The 17,745-nt window shown below is 35.5% G+C and carries 16 protein-coding genes; 8 read left to right on the forward strand and 8 right to left on the reverse strand.

The features are described from left to right. Positions 1-2: 2 nt before the first annotated feature. Positions 3-767, reverse strand: a complete 765-nt coding sequence (locus BC952_RS02755; RefSeq protein ID WP_167445672.1) for a type 1 glutamine amidotransferase domain-containing protein — start codon at positions 765-767, stop codon at positions 3-5. Positions 768-853: 86 nt separating this feature from the next. Between BC952_RS02755 and BC952_RS02760 the strand changes: the two genes are divergently transcribed. Continuing rightward, on the forward strand, positions 854-1,750 hold the full coding sequence (locus BC952_RS02760) for a LysR family transcriptional regulator (RefSeq protein ID WP_121364921.1): 897 nt from the start codon (positions 854-856) through the stop codon (positions 1,748-1,750). On the opposite strand, the gene nadD is transcribed toward BC952_RS02760, so the two are convergent. The 5 genes from nadD to BC952_RS02785 all read right to left on the reverse strand — a co-directional run bounded on the left by nadD (position 1,751) and on the right by BC952_RS02785 (position 5,377). Further along, positions 1,751-2,374 (reverse strand): nicotinate (nicotinamide) nucleotide adenylyltransferase, encoded by a 624-nt coding sequence (gene nadD / locus BC952_RS02765; protein WP_121364153.1) that lies wholly within the window; start codon positions 2,372-2,374, stop codon positions 1,751-1,753. It abuts the gene before it with no gap. Positions 2,375-2,446: 72 nt separating this feature from the next. After that, the gene (gene gmk / locus BC952_RS02770; RefSeq protein ID WP_121364154.1) at positions 2,447-3,022 is read right to left on the reverse strand and encodes a guanylate kinase; all 576 of its coding nucleotides are present in this window, start codon (positions 3,020-3,022) and stop codon (positions 2,447-2,449) included. Between the two features lie 117 nt (positions 3,023-3,139). Further along, complete coding sequence (locus BC952_RS02775) at positions 3,140-4,000, reverse strand: YicC/YloC family endoribonuclease (RefSeq protein ID WP_121364155.1); 861 nt, start codon at positions 3,998-4,000, stop codon at positions 3,140-3,142. A 139-nt stretch (positions 4,001-4,139) separates the two neighbouring features. Next, entirely contained in the window at positions 4,140-5,027 is an 888-nt protein-coding gene (locus BC952_RS02780; RefSeq protein ID WP_121364156.1) for a DMT family transporter, read from the reverse strand. Further along, entirely contained in the window at positions 5,027-5,377 is a 351-nt protein-coding gene (locus tag BC952_RS02785) for an arsenate reductase family protein (protein WP_121364157.1), read from the reverse strand. The genes BC952_RS02780 and BC952_RS02785 overlap by 1 nt, the downstream gene beginning before the upstream one ends. Before the next feature lie 76 nt (positions 5,378-5,453). On the opposite strand from BC952_RS02785, the gene BC952_RS02790 reads away from it, so the two are divergent. Continuing rightward, positions 5,454-5,912, forward strand: a complete 459-nt coding sequence (locus tag BC952_RS02790) for a DinB family protein (protein WP_121364922.1) — start codon at positions 5,454-5,456, stop codon at positions 5,910-5,912. A 163-nt stretch (positions 5,913-6,075) separates the two neighbouring features. Here the strand turns inward: BC952_RS02790 and BC952_RS02795 are convergent, their stop codons facing one another. Beyond that, on the reverse strand, positions 6,076-6,819 hold the full coding sequence (locus tag BC952_RS02795) for a DUF3298 and DUF4163 domain-containing protein (RefSeq protein ID WP_121364158.1): 744 nt from the start codon (positions 6,817-6,819) through the stop codon (positions 6,076-6,078). 93 nt (positions 6,820-6,912) lie between these two features. On the opposite strand from BC952_RS02795, the gene BC952_RS02800 reads away from it, so the two are divergent. Next, entirely contained in the window at positions 6,913-8,067 is a 1,155-nt protein-coding gene (locus BC952_RS02800) for a cystathionine gamma-synthase (RefSeq protein WP_279629641.1), read from the forward strand. Positions 8,068-8,135: 68 nt separating this feature from the next. Here the strand turns inward: BC952_RS02800 and BC952_RS02805 are convergent, their stop codons facing one another. Next, positions 8,136-8,921 (reverse strand): THC0290_0291 family protein, encoded by a 786-nt coding sequence (locus tag BC952_RS02805; RefSeq protein ID WP_121364923.1) that lies wholly within the window; start codon positions 8,919-8,921, stop codon positions 8,136-8,138. Between the two features lie 265 nt (positions 8,922-9,186). Here BC952_RS02805 and gdhA point away from each other — a divergent pair, with 265 nt between their 5' ends. From gdhA to BC952_RS02830, 5 genes are all read left to right on the forward strand, one after another. Further along, positions 9,187-10,530 carry an NADP-specific glutamate dehydrogenase gene (gene gdhA, locus BC952_RS02810; RefSeq protein ID WP_121364159.1) on the forward strand — a complete coding sequence of 448 codons (1,344 nt, stop codon included), beginning with the start codon at positions 9,187-9,189 and terminating at the stop codon, positions 10,528-10,530. 125 nt (positions 10,531-10,655) lie between these two features. Then, positions 10,656-12,944, forward strand: coding sequence for a type IX secretion system anionic LPS delivery protein PorZ (gene porZ, locus BC952_RS02815; protein ID WP_121364160.1), 2,289 nt, complete (start codon positions 10,656-10,658; stop codon positions 12,942-12,944). 88 nt (positions 12,945-13,032) lie between these two features. Continuing rightward, positions 13,033-13,746 carry a DNA repair protein RecO gene (recO, locus tag BC952_RS02820; RefSeq protein WP_121364161.1) on the forward strand — a complete coding sequence of 238 codons (714 nt, stop codon included), beginning with the start codon at positions 13,033-13,035 and terminating at the stop codon, positions 13,744-13,746. A 129-nt stretch (positions 13,747-13,875) separates the two neighbouring features. Further along, positions 13,876-17,334: an isoleucine--tRNA ligase gene (gene ileS / locus BC952_RS02825; RefSeq protein ID WP_121364162.1), complete on the forward strand. Its 3,459-nt coding sequence runs from the start codon at positions 13,876-13,878 to the stop codon at positions 17,332-17,334. Between the two features lie 7 nt (positions 17,335-17,341). Next, positions 17,342-17,722 carry a TraR/DksA family transcriptional regulator gene (locus BC952_RS02830; protein ID WP_113634207.1) on the forward strand — a complete coding sequence of 127 codons (381 nt, stop codon included), beginning with the start codon at positions 17,342-17,344 and terminating at the stop codon, positions 17,720-17,722. The last annotated feature ends 23 nt before the right edge of the window (positions 17,723-17,745 follow it).

The raw sequence follows: 17,745 nt of genomic DNA on the forward strand, positions 1-17,745 counted from the left end.
TCTTATTTTTTTGAATTCAATTGGTTCAATAATTTTTCTGCAACTAGTTTAGACGAAGCCGGGTTTTGACCTGTAATCAAAAGACCATCTTCTACAGCATAAGGCTGCCAATCTCCTATTTTTGAATAAGTAGCACCGTTAGCTTTCAAGGCATCTTCTAATAAAAATGGAACAACATTAGTTAATCCCACGGCTTCTTCTTCTGTATTTGAAAATCCAGTTACTTTTTTACCTTTAACTAAAAATTCTCCATTTACTTTTACGTTTTTCAACACTGCTGGTGAATGACATACAAAAGCAACAGGCTTGTTATTCGTGTAAAAAGATTCAATTAAAGCACTTGAATTTGCATCGGTTGCCAAATCCCATAATGGACCATGACCTCCAGGATAAAAAACAGCATCATAGTCAGCTTGTTTAACATCGGCTAGCTTGTGTGTTTTGCTTAGTTTAGCTTGTAGCTCAGTATCTTTGTCAAATCTTTTAGTGTCTTCAGTTGCCGAAGATGGATCTGAACTTTTTGGGTCAATTGGTGGCTGTCCTCCTAAGGGCGATGCAATATCAATAATCACTCCTTTATCTGCTAACTCATAATAAGGAGCAGCAAATTCTTCAATCCAAAATCCTGTTTTTTCTCCTGTGTTCCCTAATTCACTATGACTAGTTAGAACGAATAATACTTTTTTCATACCTTTTTTATTTTGTGCAGTTGCTGTAATACAACTTGCGGTTAATATTATAATGGCAAATAATGCGATTTTCTTCATCTTTAATTTTCTTTGTACAAATTTACGGCGAATATGCTATTAGTAAAAATAATTTAAATTATGTTTGTGATAAATATATTTATATCATGGTCAATCTAGAATGGTATCGAACGTTTAAATCCGTTTATAAAAACGGTAATTTTTCTTTGGCTGCCAAAGAATTATTTATTAGTCAACCTGCTGTTAGTCAGCAAATATCCATGTTGGAAGCGCATGTTGGATATAAACTTTTTAATCGAAAGTCTAAAGGCGTGGAACCAACGGAATACGCTAAGTTACTCAATAATTTAATCATTGAAGCACTGGATCGACTGGAAAATGTGGAGAATGGTTTTCGTGCCAAAGCGTTCAATGCCAATCGATTAATTTCTATTGGGATTTCAAAGCATTTGATGCGAAGTTTGGGAAGTGCTTTGGTTTCCAAATTCGAATTCATTGATTTTAGCTTCCATGAAAACGATGCGCTTTTTGAATTGGTCGATTCTAAAAAATTAGATTTTGCGGTTGTAACAAAACAATATGACACGTTTGATACCATTCAGAAAAAGGTTGGAGAAATTAAACAAGTGATTGTAGGTTCCAATACTATCGATGCTTCCGAGTTGAAATCTAGTATTAAAACAAAGGATTTTTCTGCAACGGAACAGTGGTTAAACGACCAAAAATGGTTCAGTCACAATGCGCAAATTCCGCATATCAAATTATTTTGGTTGCATGTTTTTAATAAAAAAAGACCTTCGATGATTCCTAATTATATCATTCCATCCGAATATGAAATGCTCGAAATCATTTCGAAAAATACCGGAATAGCGGTCGTATGGGATTGCAATGCGAGAAGTTTAATCGAAGAAAATAAAATCCAATTGTTGTGGAACAGCAAGCAAATGCCAAGTACAGAAGTGTTTGTATTATCCGGTAAAAACGATAATTTGAGTACGATTTTCGAAAATATTCAACAGGAATTGAAAAGGGTTTTGGGATAATTATTTCTTATAAAAATTGTTATGATCAATGTATTCCCAAACTTTTGCTGGTAATAAAGGCTGTACATTTTTCCCTTTCTTGATATTATCTCGAATAAATGTCGATGATATTTCAACAACCGGAGCGTCAATCATGTGAATTTTTGTACCGAATTTTTGTAAAATTTTTAAATCCAAATTTTCCACGTCGGCAGAAATTGCTTCTTCAACAGAACCTTTGGTCTCGAGTCTTGGATAAACATAAATATCATGGTTTTCGAGAATCACTTCGTAGTTTTTCCATTTGTGCAAAGATTTTAAATTGTCTTCGCCCATGATTAAGGAGAACTCGTAATTTGGATATTTTTCTTCTAAATGAACCAAAGTATTTACCGTATAATTAGGCTGTGACAATTTAAACTCAATATCCGAAGGTTTTATTTTAGGAAAATCCTCGGTGGCAAGATGTACCATTTGCAAGCGATGGTAATCATCGAGCAACGTGCTTTTTTTCTTCAAAGGATTGTGCGGCGTAACTACCATCCAAATTTGGTCTAAATCAGAATGTTCCGCCATGTGATTGGCGATGATGAGATGTCCAACATGAATGGGATTAAACGTTCCGAAATAAAGTCCTACTTTCATTAATTTAAAAATTAAATGATTTAAAGATTAGAAATAACTTTGAATTTTTCAATTCTTTAATTTTTTAATCTTCTAATCCTTAACAAAATTCTTTACCAATTGATATGCTTCTTCAAGAGCTATAGGCAAATCGTAGTTTTTTATAATCACATCAAATTGCGGCGCTGTTGCCAACTCAACAGATGCTTTGGCGATACGCATATTGATTTTGTCATCACTCTCGGTAGAGCGTTCTTTCAGTCTTCTTTTCAGTTCATCCACACTTGGAGGTTTCACAAAAACGGCTAAAGTTTCTTCTGGGAATTTATGTTTGATGCGCAATCCGCCGGATACGTCAATATCAAAAATCACATTTTTTCCTTTGGCCCAAATACGTTCTACTTCGCTTTTCAGAGTTCCGTAAAAATTATCGCGGTACACTTCTTCCCATTCCAGAAAGTCTTCGTTTTTGATGTGTTTTTTGAATTCTTCGGTAGACATGAAATAATAATCTTTTCCATTTACTTCTTCGCCTCTTGGTGCGCGGGAAGCTGCCGAAATCGAAAATTCAAGATTCAAATCTTCTTTGCTTAATAAATGTCTAACGATAGTAGTTTTTCCCGATCCTGATGGTGCCGAAAAAACGATTAATTTTCCTCCTGTGCTCATTTTATGCTGAATTTATTTCAGTATCTGTTTATGTTTTCCTGCAAGGTTTAATAAACCTTGTAGGTATCTTATAAAATTAATTAACCTGCAAGGTTATATAACTTTGCAGGTTAATAATTACAATACGTTTAATACTTGTTCCTTGATTTTTTCCAATTCGTCTTTCATCTGAACGACTAATTTTTGCATTTGTGCGTGATTGGATTTAGAGCCCATCGTGTTGATTTCACGTCCCATTTCCTGGGTAATAAAACCTAATTTTCTACCGTTAGCTTCGGTTCCGTTGATGGTTTCCAAGAAATAATCCAAGTGATTCGTTAAACGCACTTTTTCTTCGGTGATGTCTAATTTCTCTAAATAATAAATCAATTCCTGTTCGAAACGATTTTCATCTACATTCACTTTCAATTCTGAGATTGCAGTTTGCAAACGGTCTTTTATGGCTTGAACGCGCTCTGGATCAAGTGCTAAAGCTTCGGTCATGTATTGACGAATATTGCCAATTCGCAATTGAAATTCTTTTTCAAGAGACATTCCTTCATCTTTTCTAAAGTTCAGGATGTTTTGCAACGCTTCTTCGATAACGGTTTGGATTTGTACCCAGTCGTTTTCCTCGATTTCATCACGTTCTATTTTCATGGTGTCCGGCATGCGAACTGCCATTTTCATTAGTTCGGTTTCATCAGCATCAGCATAAACTTCTCTTAACTGATTGATATATGCTTTTACAATCGGCACGTTCACTTTCGTAGAAGTTTGTTCCGCGGTACTTTCGATAAAAATAGAAAAATCTACTTTTCCTCTTTCCAGTTTCAGTGCAATTTGGTTGCGTAAACCCAATTCCATTTCGCGGTACAGCGAAGGCATTCTCACATTCAAATCCAAACCTTTACTGTTTAAAGATTTTACTTCTACCGTGATTTTTTTGGTTGGTAATTGCAAAGTCGCTTTACCAAAACCCGTCATTGATTGTATCATATAATTTTCTAAAAGAGGTCAAAGATAATAAAAAAGTGGTCAGTGGTCCGTTTTTAGTATTCAGTGCTTTTTTATAAATAAGTTTAGACATGTAAATGGATTGAAATTAGAAGATTCTAAATCAACGTCAGAACACTGATTACTGAACACTCTTCTTCTGTGTAACCAAATAAACACCCACAAATATCAAAACTGCCGAACCAATTTTCACCAAACTCAATTCGTCTTTGCCCAAGCTTATCGCAAAAATAGTGGCGAATAGCGGTTGTAAATAAATAAAAACGGCAACCGTGGTTGGTTTTAATTCTTTCATCGAAAGCAAATTTAGTAAATATGTCAGGAAGGTAGAAAAAACAACTACAAACCCTATTTTCCAGCAAATATCCATTGGAACCAAATTCCAGTTCACAGTTTGAAATTGGCTCCAGCCAAAAGGCAAAACCATAATAAATCCAAACAAATAAATCCATTTTACAAACGTAAACGCATTGTATTTGTCCATTAATTTCTTGACGATAATCAGGTAAAATCCATAGGAAATGGCGTTGACCAAAACCAGAAAATTTCCCAAACCGGCGTTTGTGGCGCTGCCAATGGATTTTCCATACAGAATGAGAAAAGCAGTCCCGATTAATCCAAGGATAATCCCAGAAACCATTCGTTTTTGCATACGTTCCTTCATAATCAATGCCGAAAGCGTCAAAACAATCATTGGTGTTGAAACCATTATTACCGCAGCACTAATAGGCGAAGTAAGGCTTAATCCTTTGAAAAACGTAAGCATATTAAACGCCACGCCAAAGAAAGCTGCCGCAATAATTCGAGGGAAATCAGTGAGTGCAATTTTCTCCTTTGGCATTAAAAACCAAACCAGCCAAAACAATAGCACTGAACCGCCTACGCGCAACAAGATGAAACCATAGGCATCAATATACAACGGCATGACATCTTTGGCAATGGTAAACGTGACGCCGTAAATTATAGAGACAATTGTGGCGCCAATAAGTGCAAGATTTCTTTTGGACATTATACCAAAGCTTTCATTACCTGCAACATATTTTGTTGGGTATTGCCAATGTAAATTTTGTCTTTGATGATAAAAACAGGACGACTCAAAAACGTGTAATGTTCCAAAATGTACTTTTTGTAATCTTCTTCGGTCAATGATTTGTTCTTCAAATCCATCGATTTGTACAACTGTGCTTTTTTGCTGAAAAGCGCCTCGTAACTGCCGGAAAGCTCACGCATTTTTTCTAATTCGGCAACAGTAATTGGATCTTGTTTGATGTCGTGAAATTTAAAATCATGTTCTTTCGGTAATGATTTTATAATTTTTCTGCAGGTGTCGCAAGAAGCGAGGTAGTATATTATGTCCATGTAAATAGCGATTTCTTTGTGCAAAGAAAATTCATTTGACACGGAAAATGATTATTTTTATCAAAAAAATAAAAAAATGAATCAATTATTCGACGTCAGCACTACAAGCAGAAATATGGTTTCAAAATTTCTATCGGGATACAATCTTGACCAACTCAACACGATTCCGGAAGGATTCAGCAATAATTTGATTTGGAATATCGGTCACATTATCGTCTCACAACAACTTTTAGTATACAAGCTTTCTGGTTTGCCGATGATGGTTTCTGATGAATTAGTCGAGAAATACAAAAAGGGAACCAAGCCGGAACACATCGCAACCCAAGCCGAAGTAGACGAAATCAAATCGTTATTGTTTGAAACTATTCAGCAAACTAAAGTGGATTATGACAATAAAATTTTTAAAAACTATATGGAATATACCACTTCAACTGGCGATCACGTTCTAAGAAATGCCGAAGATGCCATGGCTTTCAGTAATTTCCATGAAGGGCTTCACATTGGGATTATGATGAGTATTAGAAAGTTTATTTAGGATTATTTCTAAGAATATTGGGAGCTTAATCCCGCTATTCGCTTATATCTTTTCCTTTTTAAAGAAAAAAGTAAAAGGATATCCGCTTCTATCGGGGCTAGCGAATCGTTAAAAAACACTATTTGGTCTTTAAAAAAACATTTCATTTTTTAAAGACCATTTATTATTTAACCGCCAAATAATCATTCACTTCAGTGTACGGCAATAATAATTCTTTTGGTCCGTCAGCATACGATGCGGCTTCGTAGGAATTGTAATAAAGCAACAATCCTTTATCGGTATAAAATATATTTTGTGGCAATTGGAATTTTTCTTTCTCAAACATCAATCCGGTTGCATTGATGGATTTGTTTGCAGGGATTTTATATTTTGCCCTGAATTTTTTTTCGGCGAAAGCCTTGAAAGCTGCTTTATCATTAAATAATTCCTCATTCGAGATTGATTTTCCGGTATTTGGGTCAAAAAGCAGGGAGCGCAAACCTTGGTATCCGTGAGCGCCACCAGTATAGGTGTAATGTTTGATTTCAATATTCAATACAGCATCGGATTGGTATTTTACATTTCCTTCAATATCAGCTTCCCACCCAAATTTATCATTGGGAAATTCTTTCTGAAGTTTCTCGTAGGAATCAATAAAAGAAGCCAATAAGCTATCATAATTAGTTGCTGAATAGGGCTTTTCTCCAAAATAAATAATCTCTTTCATTACTGAAAACACTTTTTTATTGATGCTGTCCGCAACAACTGGGACGGCATTTGCAACGGGTATTTTCACACTAATAGACGGACAGTTTTCTTTACAGGGCATCGTCGTTTTTTTCTGAAAAGATTCCTCTTCAAAAACCAATTCTTTAGAACATTGCGCAGCCGAAAAAAGCAGTAAAGTGTAAATAATAAAGTGTTTCATCTCAAAATTGTTAATTAAATACAAAGGTATCAACTTGTGGCTTGGTTAAAATAAATTAAAGGGTAAATTTGTGAAACATTTTTGCATCAAAAAATTCAACTTATGAAATTCAATACTAAAGTCATTCACGGTGGACAGCACCACGACCCAAGCACAGGAGCAGTTATGCCTCCAGTTTATCAAACATCAACTTTTGTACAAACGAGTCCGGGGCAACCTATAAATCCAGATTATGAGTACAGCAGGGCTGCAAATCCTACCAGAAGCGCGCTTGAAAACGCTTTGGCAAGTATCGAAAACGGAACTCGAGGATTGGCTTTTTCATCAGGGTTAGCAGCAACGGATTGTGTTTTACGTTCTTTTAAATCTGGGGATGAAATCATTGCAATGGACGATTTATATGGTGGTACGTACAGAATGTTTACTCGTATTTACAAAGATTCCGGTATAAAATTCCATTTTGTGGATATGAATGACATCGAGAAATTCAAGTCATTAATCAATGAAAATACAAAACTGGTTTGGGTAGAAACACCAACAAACCCTTTGATGAAACTAGCCGATATTCAGGAAATCGCAAAAATCACCAAGGAAAAGAAAATTCTTTTTGCGGTTGATAATACTTTTGCAACGCCTTATTTGCAAAAACCATTGGATTTAGGTGCTGATATTGTAATGCATTCGGCGACTAAATATTTGGGAGGCCATTCTGATGTTATTGCCGGCGCTTTAATTGTAAAAGACGAAGCACTTGGAGAACAATTGCATTTTCAACAATTTGCTACAGGAGCAACATTGGGGCCAATGGATAGTTTCTTAGTGCTTAGAGGAATTAAAACCTTGCATTTGCGTGTGGAAAGACATTGTGAAAATGGTGGAAAAGTAGTGGAGTTTTTAAACAATCATCCAAAAGTAAAAACAGTATATTATCCGGGATTACCGAGCCATCCGTATCATGAAATTGCCAAAAAACAAATGAGTGGTTTTGGTGGAATGGTATCGTTTACTTTTGTTTCGGGCAAAAAAGAAGATGCAATTGACTTTTTGGAAAAACTAAAAGTTTTCACACTGGCTGAATCTTTAGGCGGAGTAGAGTCATTAGCAAATCATCCGGCTTTAATGACGCATGCATCGATTCCGGAAGACAAACGTAAGGAAGTTGGAATTACTGATGATTTGGTTCGATTAAGCGTAGGTATTGAAGATGCTGAGGATTTAATCGAAGATTTGAAACAAGCATTAGCGTAACTAAATATCTTAAATAAAAAAGCTCCAATTCTAAAATTTAGAATTGGAGCTTTTTTTTACGACGTTGTTTATAGATAATAAATATACCCTAGATTCACCCAAACTAACCAGTCATTAGCTTTGTTTTCTTTATAGATTGCAGGATTTGGATTTAAGCCATCCACCCAATCAGAATTGAAATACTGAAATCTAAAATCGATAATTAAATCTTGTAAAGGGCTTAATTTGTATCGTGTTCCAATACTTGAAATGATAGAGAAAACAGCTTTACTTTCATTTGAAAACCCGAAAGGATGACCGTCTGAAGGAGTTAGGTATTTTGGAAAAGTAATTGATGGAATTCCCAATTCTCCAAGTGTAGAATTTGCTTTGGCTGAATAATAACTCAATTGGGCACCAATACTGGCGTAAGGTCCAAAACTGCCGATTGTTTTTTCAAAGTCATGAATTTTTATCGGAGAATATTCAAGTTGTGTTCCTAAATTGAAAATTCCTGAAGAACCTCGCATGGCCCTAAGTTGCTGGACTCCTGTGGAATTACTGTTTTTTTCGACATATTCCCCATAATGTTTGAATTCACTCTTATTATATGAAATATCAGAACGTACTTTAAAGTGTTCAGAAAAAAAAGTCTCATTATTGGTGTTGTATGAAAAATTCAAATAATGAACTAGTCCTATTCCAAATCCATTATTATTTATGTTTGTTCCTAAATCGTTGCGGGCACCATAGTCGGATTTAAACATAACCGGACCAAACACAACTCCTATTTCGTGGGCGATACCAATTTGAGCGTTTATTGCACCTGAAAATCCAAATAGAATAAATAAAACAATAATTTTATAATTAAGCATTTTCATTTCAAATTTCGAATCGTTGCAAATATATGTAAACATCAATTATTAAAAAAATTAAAAATAAGCAGACAAATTCTTATTTACTTACGAAAGTGGTAGTCATTTGGTTTAAATGGGCATATCTTAAACGTAATTGTTTGTGAATGTCTAATAAAAAGATAATTCTATTGATAAATTAAGAAAACAGAGTCTGAATATTTTTATAAAATGTATATTTGTAAATTACAACGAAATCGTTTTCATAATTAAAATATTATAGTCTATGTTACTAAAAATAAATGATTTTATGGCTCAAGTTGAAGCCAAAAATCCAAATGAACCTGAATTTATTCAAGCTGTTAGGGAATTTGCAGAAACTGTAATTCCATTTATTGCAGAGCAAAAAAAATACGATGGAAAAAATTTGCTTCTCAGAATGTCGGAGCCTGAGCGTTCAATTATATTTCGTGTCCCTTGGGTAGATGATAGTGGTGAAATTCAGGTAAACAGAGGTTTCAGAATTCAAATGAACTCTGCAATCGGGCCATACAAAGGTGGGATACGCTTTCATCATACTGTAAACTTATCCGTGCTTAAATTTTTAGCATTCGAACAAGTTTTTAAAAATAGCTTGACTACTTTGCCAATGGGTGGAGGAAAAGGAGGATCTGATTTTGATCCACAAGGAAAATCTGATGGTGAAGTAATGCGTTTCTGTCAGTCTTTCATGACTGAATTGTGCAGACACATAGGGCCACAATTAGACGTTCCTGCAGGAGATATTGGTGTTGGTGCAAGAGAAATTGGTTATTTGTTTGGTCAATACAAAAGAATCAAAAACGAATTTACTGGAGTCCTAACTGGAAAAGGATTGGCTTACGGAGGATCATTGATCAGACCAGAAGCTACGGGTTACGGAGTAGTTTATTTTGCGGAACAGATGTTGAAAACTATTGGTCAAAGCATTAATGGTAAAACAGTTTCTATTTCTGGATTTGGTAATGTTGCTTGGGGAGTTGCTTTGAAAGTAAATGATCTTGGTGGAAAAGTAGTTACTATTTCAGGTCCTGATGGTTATATTTATGACGAAGAAGGAATTTCTGGAGACAAAATTGACTTCATGCTTGAAATGAGAGCAAGAGGTGATAATAGAGCCGAAGCTTATTTAGAAAAATATCCAAAAGCTCAATTCCACAGAGGGAAAAGTGTTTGGGAAGTAAAAGTCGATGTGGCAATACCTTGTGCTACTCAAAATGAGTTGAACGAGGAGGATGCTAAAAAATTAATTGCAAACGGTGTTATTTGTGTAACAGAAGCAGCAAATATGCCATGTACTTTAGAAGCAATCAAACAATTCTTGAAAGCTAAAGTTCTTTTTGCGCCAGGAAAAGCAGCAAATGCTGGTGGTGTAGCAGCGTCAGGATTAGAGATGACTCAAAACTCTATTCGTTTAAACTGGACCAGTGAAGAAGTAGATACAAGACTTAAGGAGATTATGGTTGGAATTCATAATCAATGTAAAAAATATGGTACAGACGAGGAAGGTTATGTGAACTACGTAAAAGGAGCAAACATTGCCGGATTTGTTAAAGTTGCTGATGCTATGCTCGCTCAAGGAGTGGTGTAAATCAGGTTTAATTATAATTTAAAATGCCTTCTGCCGATGTTATTGGTCGAAGGTATTTTTTTTATGTAACAAAATGCTAAGACTTCCGTTTGTTCTATATTTGTAAACCAATAGTCATACAAATAATGAAAAAGAGCGTTTTATATTTTTTGCTTCTGCTTTGTGTACAAATGGGTTTTGCCCAAAGCGATTTGTCATGGCAGGGTTATTTCTCTTACAACGAAATTAAAGATGTATCAGAATCTGGAACGGCTGTTTTTGCTGCTTCCGAAAATGCTTTGTTTTCAAAAAATTTAGTGACAAACGTAATTAAAACAACCAATACCATAGACGGACTTTCCGGACAAACAATTTCGGCGCTATACTTCAGTGCAACATTCAATAAGACAATTGTAGGATACGAAAACGGACTGATATTGGTAATTAATCAGGCAGATGGAACCATATTGAATGTGGTCGATATCATCAATAAACAACTGCCCGCAAATTTAAAAAAAATCAATCACTTCATGGAATTTGAAGGAATTGCTTATATATCGTGTGATTTTGGGATTGTCCAATTTAATTTGACTACCATGCAGTTTGGGGATACTTATTTTATTGGAGATAATGGAGCTGAAATCAATGTGAATCAAACGGCATTGTTCAATGGATTTATTTATGCTGCTACAACTAGTGGAATAAGGAGGGCTGCTGTTTCCAATGAAAACTTAATCGATTTTAATCAATGGGAAACAATTGCTACTGGAAGCTGGTCCAGTGCAACAACTTTTGGGACTGATTTGTATGCTGTTGATACTTCTGGGAATGTTCAAAAATTTTCTGCCGCATCAAATTCTTTTACAGGATTTGTCCAGCTTTCTCAACCTTCATTAGATATGAGAGTATCTGCCGATTATTTAATAGTAACGACTTCAAGCAGTATTTATATTTACAACAGTCAAATGGCTTTAGTGCGCCAAATAAATACCAATCAAATCCCGGAAAGCAATATTCGTTTTGCCTGTGCTACTGTAATAGGGACAACTATTTTTATTGGAACAAAAGAAAATGGATTGTTTGCGACTGCCTTATCTTCATCGGTGAATTTTGAAAATATAACGCCAATAGGCCCTGCAAGAAATAATATATTCTCGCTTCATGTTACACCAAATGCACTCTGGACAGTTTATGGAGATTACTCCGCGGATTATAATCCGTATCCATTAGATAGTTACGGTGTAAGTAAGTTTACTGCAACAGGATGGTTGAACATTCCTTATGAACAAGTTTTAGGTGCACAATCGATGACCAGAATTACAGTTAATCCGAGCAATGAAAACGAAGTATATGCGAGTTCTTTTTTCTCGGGATTATTGAAAATTGAAAATGACGTACCTACAATTTTATACAATCAAACCAATAGTGGTTTGGAATCTTTGACCTTTGTGGGTCCTGATTATGTAGATATAAGGGTTAACGGAACGGCATTTGACAAATCAGGAAATCTTTGGGTTACCACCAGCCGGATAAAAAATGGATTGAAAGTGTTTAAATCTACTGGACAATGGCAAAGTTATGCTATGGATAATATCTTAGATTCGGCTATTGACAATAATTTTGGAACAATAGCCATCGATAAAAATGGAACCAAATGGCTTTCTACCAGTGAAGATGGAGTGATTGGTTTTAATGAGAGTTCCGGGAAATTTAAGAAAATAACAATAGGACCAGATACTGGGAATTTGCCTGTTTCAAATGTAAGAACAGTTGCAGTAGATACCAGAAACCAACTTTGGATAGGAACCACAAAAGGATTGCGGGTTTTGCCTAATGTAGGTAATTTTCAATCGGAGGAACAGATGACGGCGAATCCAATAATAATTGTAGAAGATAACTTGGCCCAGGAATTGTTGTTTGAACAATTCATTACGGACATTGCTGTGGATGGTGCGAATAATAAATGGATTGGAACGGCTGATTCCGGTTTGTTTTTGGTGTCGCCAAACGGTAAGGAAACCAAATATCACTTTACAATAAACAACTCACCGTTGCCTAGCAATGTTATAAATGATATTGGTATCAATAGCGTTTCAGGCGAAGTTTTTATCGCTACTGCCAAAGGGTTGGTTTCTTTCAAAGGAGTTTCGACTGCTGCCAATGATGATTTAAGTAATGCTTATGTGTATCCAAATCCCGTGCGTCCTGAATATCAAGGAACCGTTAAGATTGTCGGATTACTGGATAAAGCCACTATTAAAATCACCGATATTGAGGGAAATCTAGTTTATGAAACCACTTCTGAAGGCGGAACAATAGAATGGGATACCACCGCTTTTGGTAAATACAAAGTTGCTTCTGGTGTGTATATGATTTTTATTTCTGCACAAGACGGAGTAGAAACCAAAGTTAAAAAAGTAATGATAATCAGATAATTTGTTTTTGGTTTTGAGTTTGGTTTGTCTTTACAATCTGAAACTTTAAACTTTAAACTTTAAACTTTAAACTTTAAACAAAAAAATTGTGCAAGTCAAAACCAAAGCCATCGTCCTTTCGTCATTAAAGTTTCAGGAAAAAAGCTTGATTGTCAAATGCTTCACGTTGTCGCATGGTTTGAAATCGTACTTCGTTCGGGATGCTTTTTCAAGCCGAAAAGCGAATCAGAAAATCGCTTATTTTCAACCGTTGACGATTCTCGAAATTGAATCGGTTCATAAAAATAAAGGCACTTTAGAAAATTTCAAGGAAATAAAAATTGCAACTCCTTTTCATTCGATTCATTCAGATATTTATAAGAGTACGATTGTGATGTTTATTTCAGAAATGTTGCATCATTCCATTCACGAAGAAGAAACGAATGAGCATCTTTTTACCTTTCTGGAAACCGCTTTGCATTGGTTGGACAATCACGATGAAATTGCTAATTTTCACTTGATTTTATTATTGGAAACTACAAAATATTTGGGTTTTTATCCTGATACTTCCGACATGGATATGCCTTTTTTCGAAATGAACGAAGGTATTTTTACGCCTTTTCATGCCGTCAGCTCACTTACGGAACATGAAAGTAATTTGTTTAAAAAACTGATTGACTTGAGATTCGACAACAATCAAAAAACATTTCATGTCATTGAAAGACAAATCGTTTTGAGGATACTGATCGATTACTACAGTTTTCATTTGGACGGCTTTAAAAAACCAAAATCATTAGACGTTTTAAAAGAAGTCTTCTCATAGAAAGTTCTGTTGTCGGACTTATGATGAATTTTATCGAATTCTCTAATCAAATTTGTCTATTTTCTCTCATCTTTTCTTTCTTTTATTCAAAATTCCTTACTTTCGCACCTCGATTTAGAAAAGGATAAAATGAGTACAAAATTTACTGAATACAAAGGACTTGACTTACCAACTGTGGCGTCAGAAGTTCTGGATTTTTGGAAGAAAGAAAATATATTCGAGAAAAGCGTAACCACTCGTGAAGGAAACCCACCATTCGTGTTTTTTGAAGGGCCGCCTTCGGCAAATGGATTACCGGGAATTCACCACGTAATGGCGCGTGCTATTAAAGATATTTTTTGCAGATATAAAACTCAAAAAGGGTTCCAAGTAAAGCGTAAAGCAGGCTGGGACACCCATGGTTTGCCTGTGGAATTAGGTACCGAAAAAGAATTAGGAATCACCAAAGAAGATATTGGAAAAACCATTTCCATCGAAGAATACAACGAAGCGTGTAAAAAAACCGTGATGCGTTATACGGATGTATGGAATGATTTGACCGAAAAAATGGGCTATTGGGTTGATATGGAAGATCCCTATGTTACCTACAAATCCAAATATATGGAAACGGTTTGGTGGATTTTGAAACAAATCTACAACAAGGACTTGATGTACAAAGGCTACACCATTCAGCCGTATTCTCCAAAAGCAGGAACAGGATTATCTTCTCACGAAGTGAACCAACCTGGAAGTTATCGTGATGTAACGGATACTACAGTTGTAGCACAATTTAAAGTGATTGACGCGCACAAAGAGTTGTTATTCTCAAAGTTTTACGATTACATCAGTTCTAATAATTTACTGCATTATAAGTTAGAAGCGTTGGATTTAGACGAAATCTTTATTCTAGCTTGGACTACTACACCTTGGACATTGCCAAGTAATACCGCTTTGACTGTAGGTCCAAAAATTGAATATGCTTTAGTAAAAACATTCAATCAATATACGTTTCGTCCGGCAACATTGATTTTGGCTAAGAATTTAGTTGGAAAACAATTCGGAAAAGGATTCTTTGAAAGTAATGAACCTGCTGATTTTGAAAATTTCAAAGAAGGCGACAAGAAAATCCCATATCAGGTTTTGGCGGAATGCAAAGGAGCTGATTTAGTTGACATTCGTTACGAACAATTAATGCCTTTAGTACTTCCGTATCAAAATTCGGAAAATGCTTTTAGAGTAATTTCAGGGGATTTTGTAACTACCGAAGATGGTACCGGAATTGTACATACATCGCCTACTTTTGGTGCTGATGATGCAAAAGTAGCCAAAGAAGCTACGCCTGAAGTTCCGCCAATGTTAGTTCTTGACGAATATGGAACTCCGGTTCCGTTAGTAGATTTGCAAGGAAAATTCACTTCGCACGTGGGAGAATATGCCGGTAAATATGTAAAAAATGAATATTATAACGAAGGTGAAGCGCCGGAACGTTCGGTAGACGTTGAAATCGCCATCCGATTAAAAGAAGAAAACAGAGCATTTAAAGTAGAAAAATATGTCCACAGTTATCCACATTGTTGGAGAACGGATAAACCTATTTTATATTATCCTTTGGATTCTTGGTTTATAAAAATTTCTGAAGTTAAAGACAGAATGTTTGACTTGAACGAAACCATCAACTGGAAGCCAAAAGCAACCGGAGAAGGACGTTTTGGGAATTGGTTGAAAAATGCCAATGACTGGAATTTATCCCGTTCAAGATTCTGGGGAATTCCATTGCCAATTTGGAGAACCGAAGACAAACAAGAAGAAATCTTAATAGGTTCTGTTGAAGAATTATACAACGAAATCGAAAAATCTATCGCTGCCGGTTTCCAAAAAGAAAATCCTTTCAAAGGTTTCGAAATTGGAAATATGGCCGAATCCAATTACGATTTAGTTGATTTACATAAAAATGTAGTCGATGAAATCACCTTGGTTTCTGCTTCTGGCAAACCAATGACGCGTGAAGCAGACTTGATTGACGTTTGGTTTGATTCAGGTTCCATGCCGTATGCGCAATGGCATTATCCTTTTGAAAACAAAGATAAAATAGATGAAAACAAAGATTTTCCTGCTGATTTCATTGCAGAAGGAGTAGATCAAACACGTGGTTGGTTTTATACCTTGCACGCCATTGGAACATTAGTTTTTGACAAAGTAGCGTATAAAAATGTAGTTTCTAATGGATTGGTTTTAGACAAAAACGGACAAAAAATGTCCAAACGTTTAGGAAATGCCGCAGATCCATTTGAAACATTAAAAGAATACGGTCCAGATGCGACGCGTTGGTACATGATATCGAATGCGAATCCTTGGGACAACTTGAAATTTGACTTAGAAGGAATCGCTGAGGTACGCAGAAAATTCTTTGGAACTTTATACAATACGTATTCTTTCTTTAGTTTATATGCGAATATTGATGGTTTCAAATTCGAAGAAGCAGAGATTCCGTTAAACGAAAGACCGGAAATTGACCAATGGATCATGTCAGAACTGAACACTTTGATCAAAGAAGTGGACGGTTTTTATGCGGATTATGAACCAACGAAAGCAGCTCGTGCAATCTCTGAATTTGTACAGGAAAACTTAAGTAACTGGTACGTTCGTTTGTGCAGAAGACGCTTCTGGAAAGGGGAATATGCGCAGGATAAAATAGCGGCTTATCAAACCTTATATACCTGTTTGTTAACCATAAGTAAACTGGGAGCGCCAATCGCTCCGTTCTTTATGGACAAACTTTACAGAGACTTAACTCTAGCGACACAGTCGGAAAAGTATGACAGCGTACATTTGGCGGAGTTTCCAATTTCGGTTGAAAACTATGTTAATAAAATGTTAGAGAGCAAAATGCAGAAAGCACAGACCATTTCATCATTGGTATTATCACTCCGAAAGAAGGAAATGATAAAGGTACGTCAACCGTTGCAAAAGGTAATGATTCCAGTACTTGACGACAATCAAAGAGCTGAAATTGAAGCTGTTTCCGACCTTATAAAAGCAGAGGTAAACGTGAAAGAAATCGTACTTTTGGACGATGCTTCCGGTGTTTTGGTTAAACAAATTAAGCCTAATTTCAAGGCGCTTGGACCCCGTTTTGGAAAGGATATGGGATTGATTTCTAAAGAGATACAAGGATTTTCGAAAGAGCAGATTGCTCAATTAGACAAGGAAGGAAGTCTTGGTATTGTTATTGCAGGAAATAACGTAATTTTAACTCTAGAAGATGTAGAAATTACATCTCAAGATATTGAGGGTTGGTTAGTAGCGAACTCAAACGGAATAACGGTTGCGCTGGATATTACAATTTCACCAGCTTTAAAACAAGAAGGAATTGCAAGAGAATTAGTAAACAGAATCCAGAATATCCGTAAAGATTCCGGATTTGAAGTTACTGATAAAATTAAAGTTCAATTGAAGAGAAATGGACTTTTAGAAGAGGCAATTCTTGAAAATGAAGCGTATATAAAATCAGAAACATTAACTAGTGATTTGGTTTTTGTAGATGAATTAGAAAACGGGACAGAAATTGAATTTGACGATATAAAAACAATGATTTTAATTTCAAAATAATACAACAATGGTAGATGAAATTGCAAGATACTCTGACGCTGATTTAGCAGAGTTCAAAGAGATAATCCTTAACAAAATTCAAAAAGCACAAGCTGATTTAGATCTGATAAAAAGTGCATACATGAATGATTTGAATAATGGGACTGATGATACTTCGCCTACCTTTAAAGCCTTTGAAGAAGGAAGTGAAACGATGTCTAAAGAAGCGAATTCTCAACTGGCAATCCGTCAGGAAAAGTTTATTCGTGATTTGAAAAATGCACTTTTCCGTGTAGAAAATAAAACATACGGTGTGTGTAAAGTTACAGGTAAACTAATTGGGAAAGAAAGATTAAAAATCGTTCCTCATGCAACAATGAGTATTGAGGCAAAGAATTTGCAAAGATAAACTACTTGTTGTGTAATATTTAA

The organism is Flavobacterium limicola (assembly GCF_003634755.1).
In the GTDB taxonomy this organism is placed as follows: Bacteria; Bacteroidota; Bacteroidia; order Flavobacteriales; family Flavobacteriaceae; genus Flavobacterium; species Flavobacterium limicola.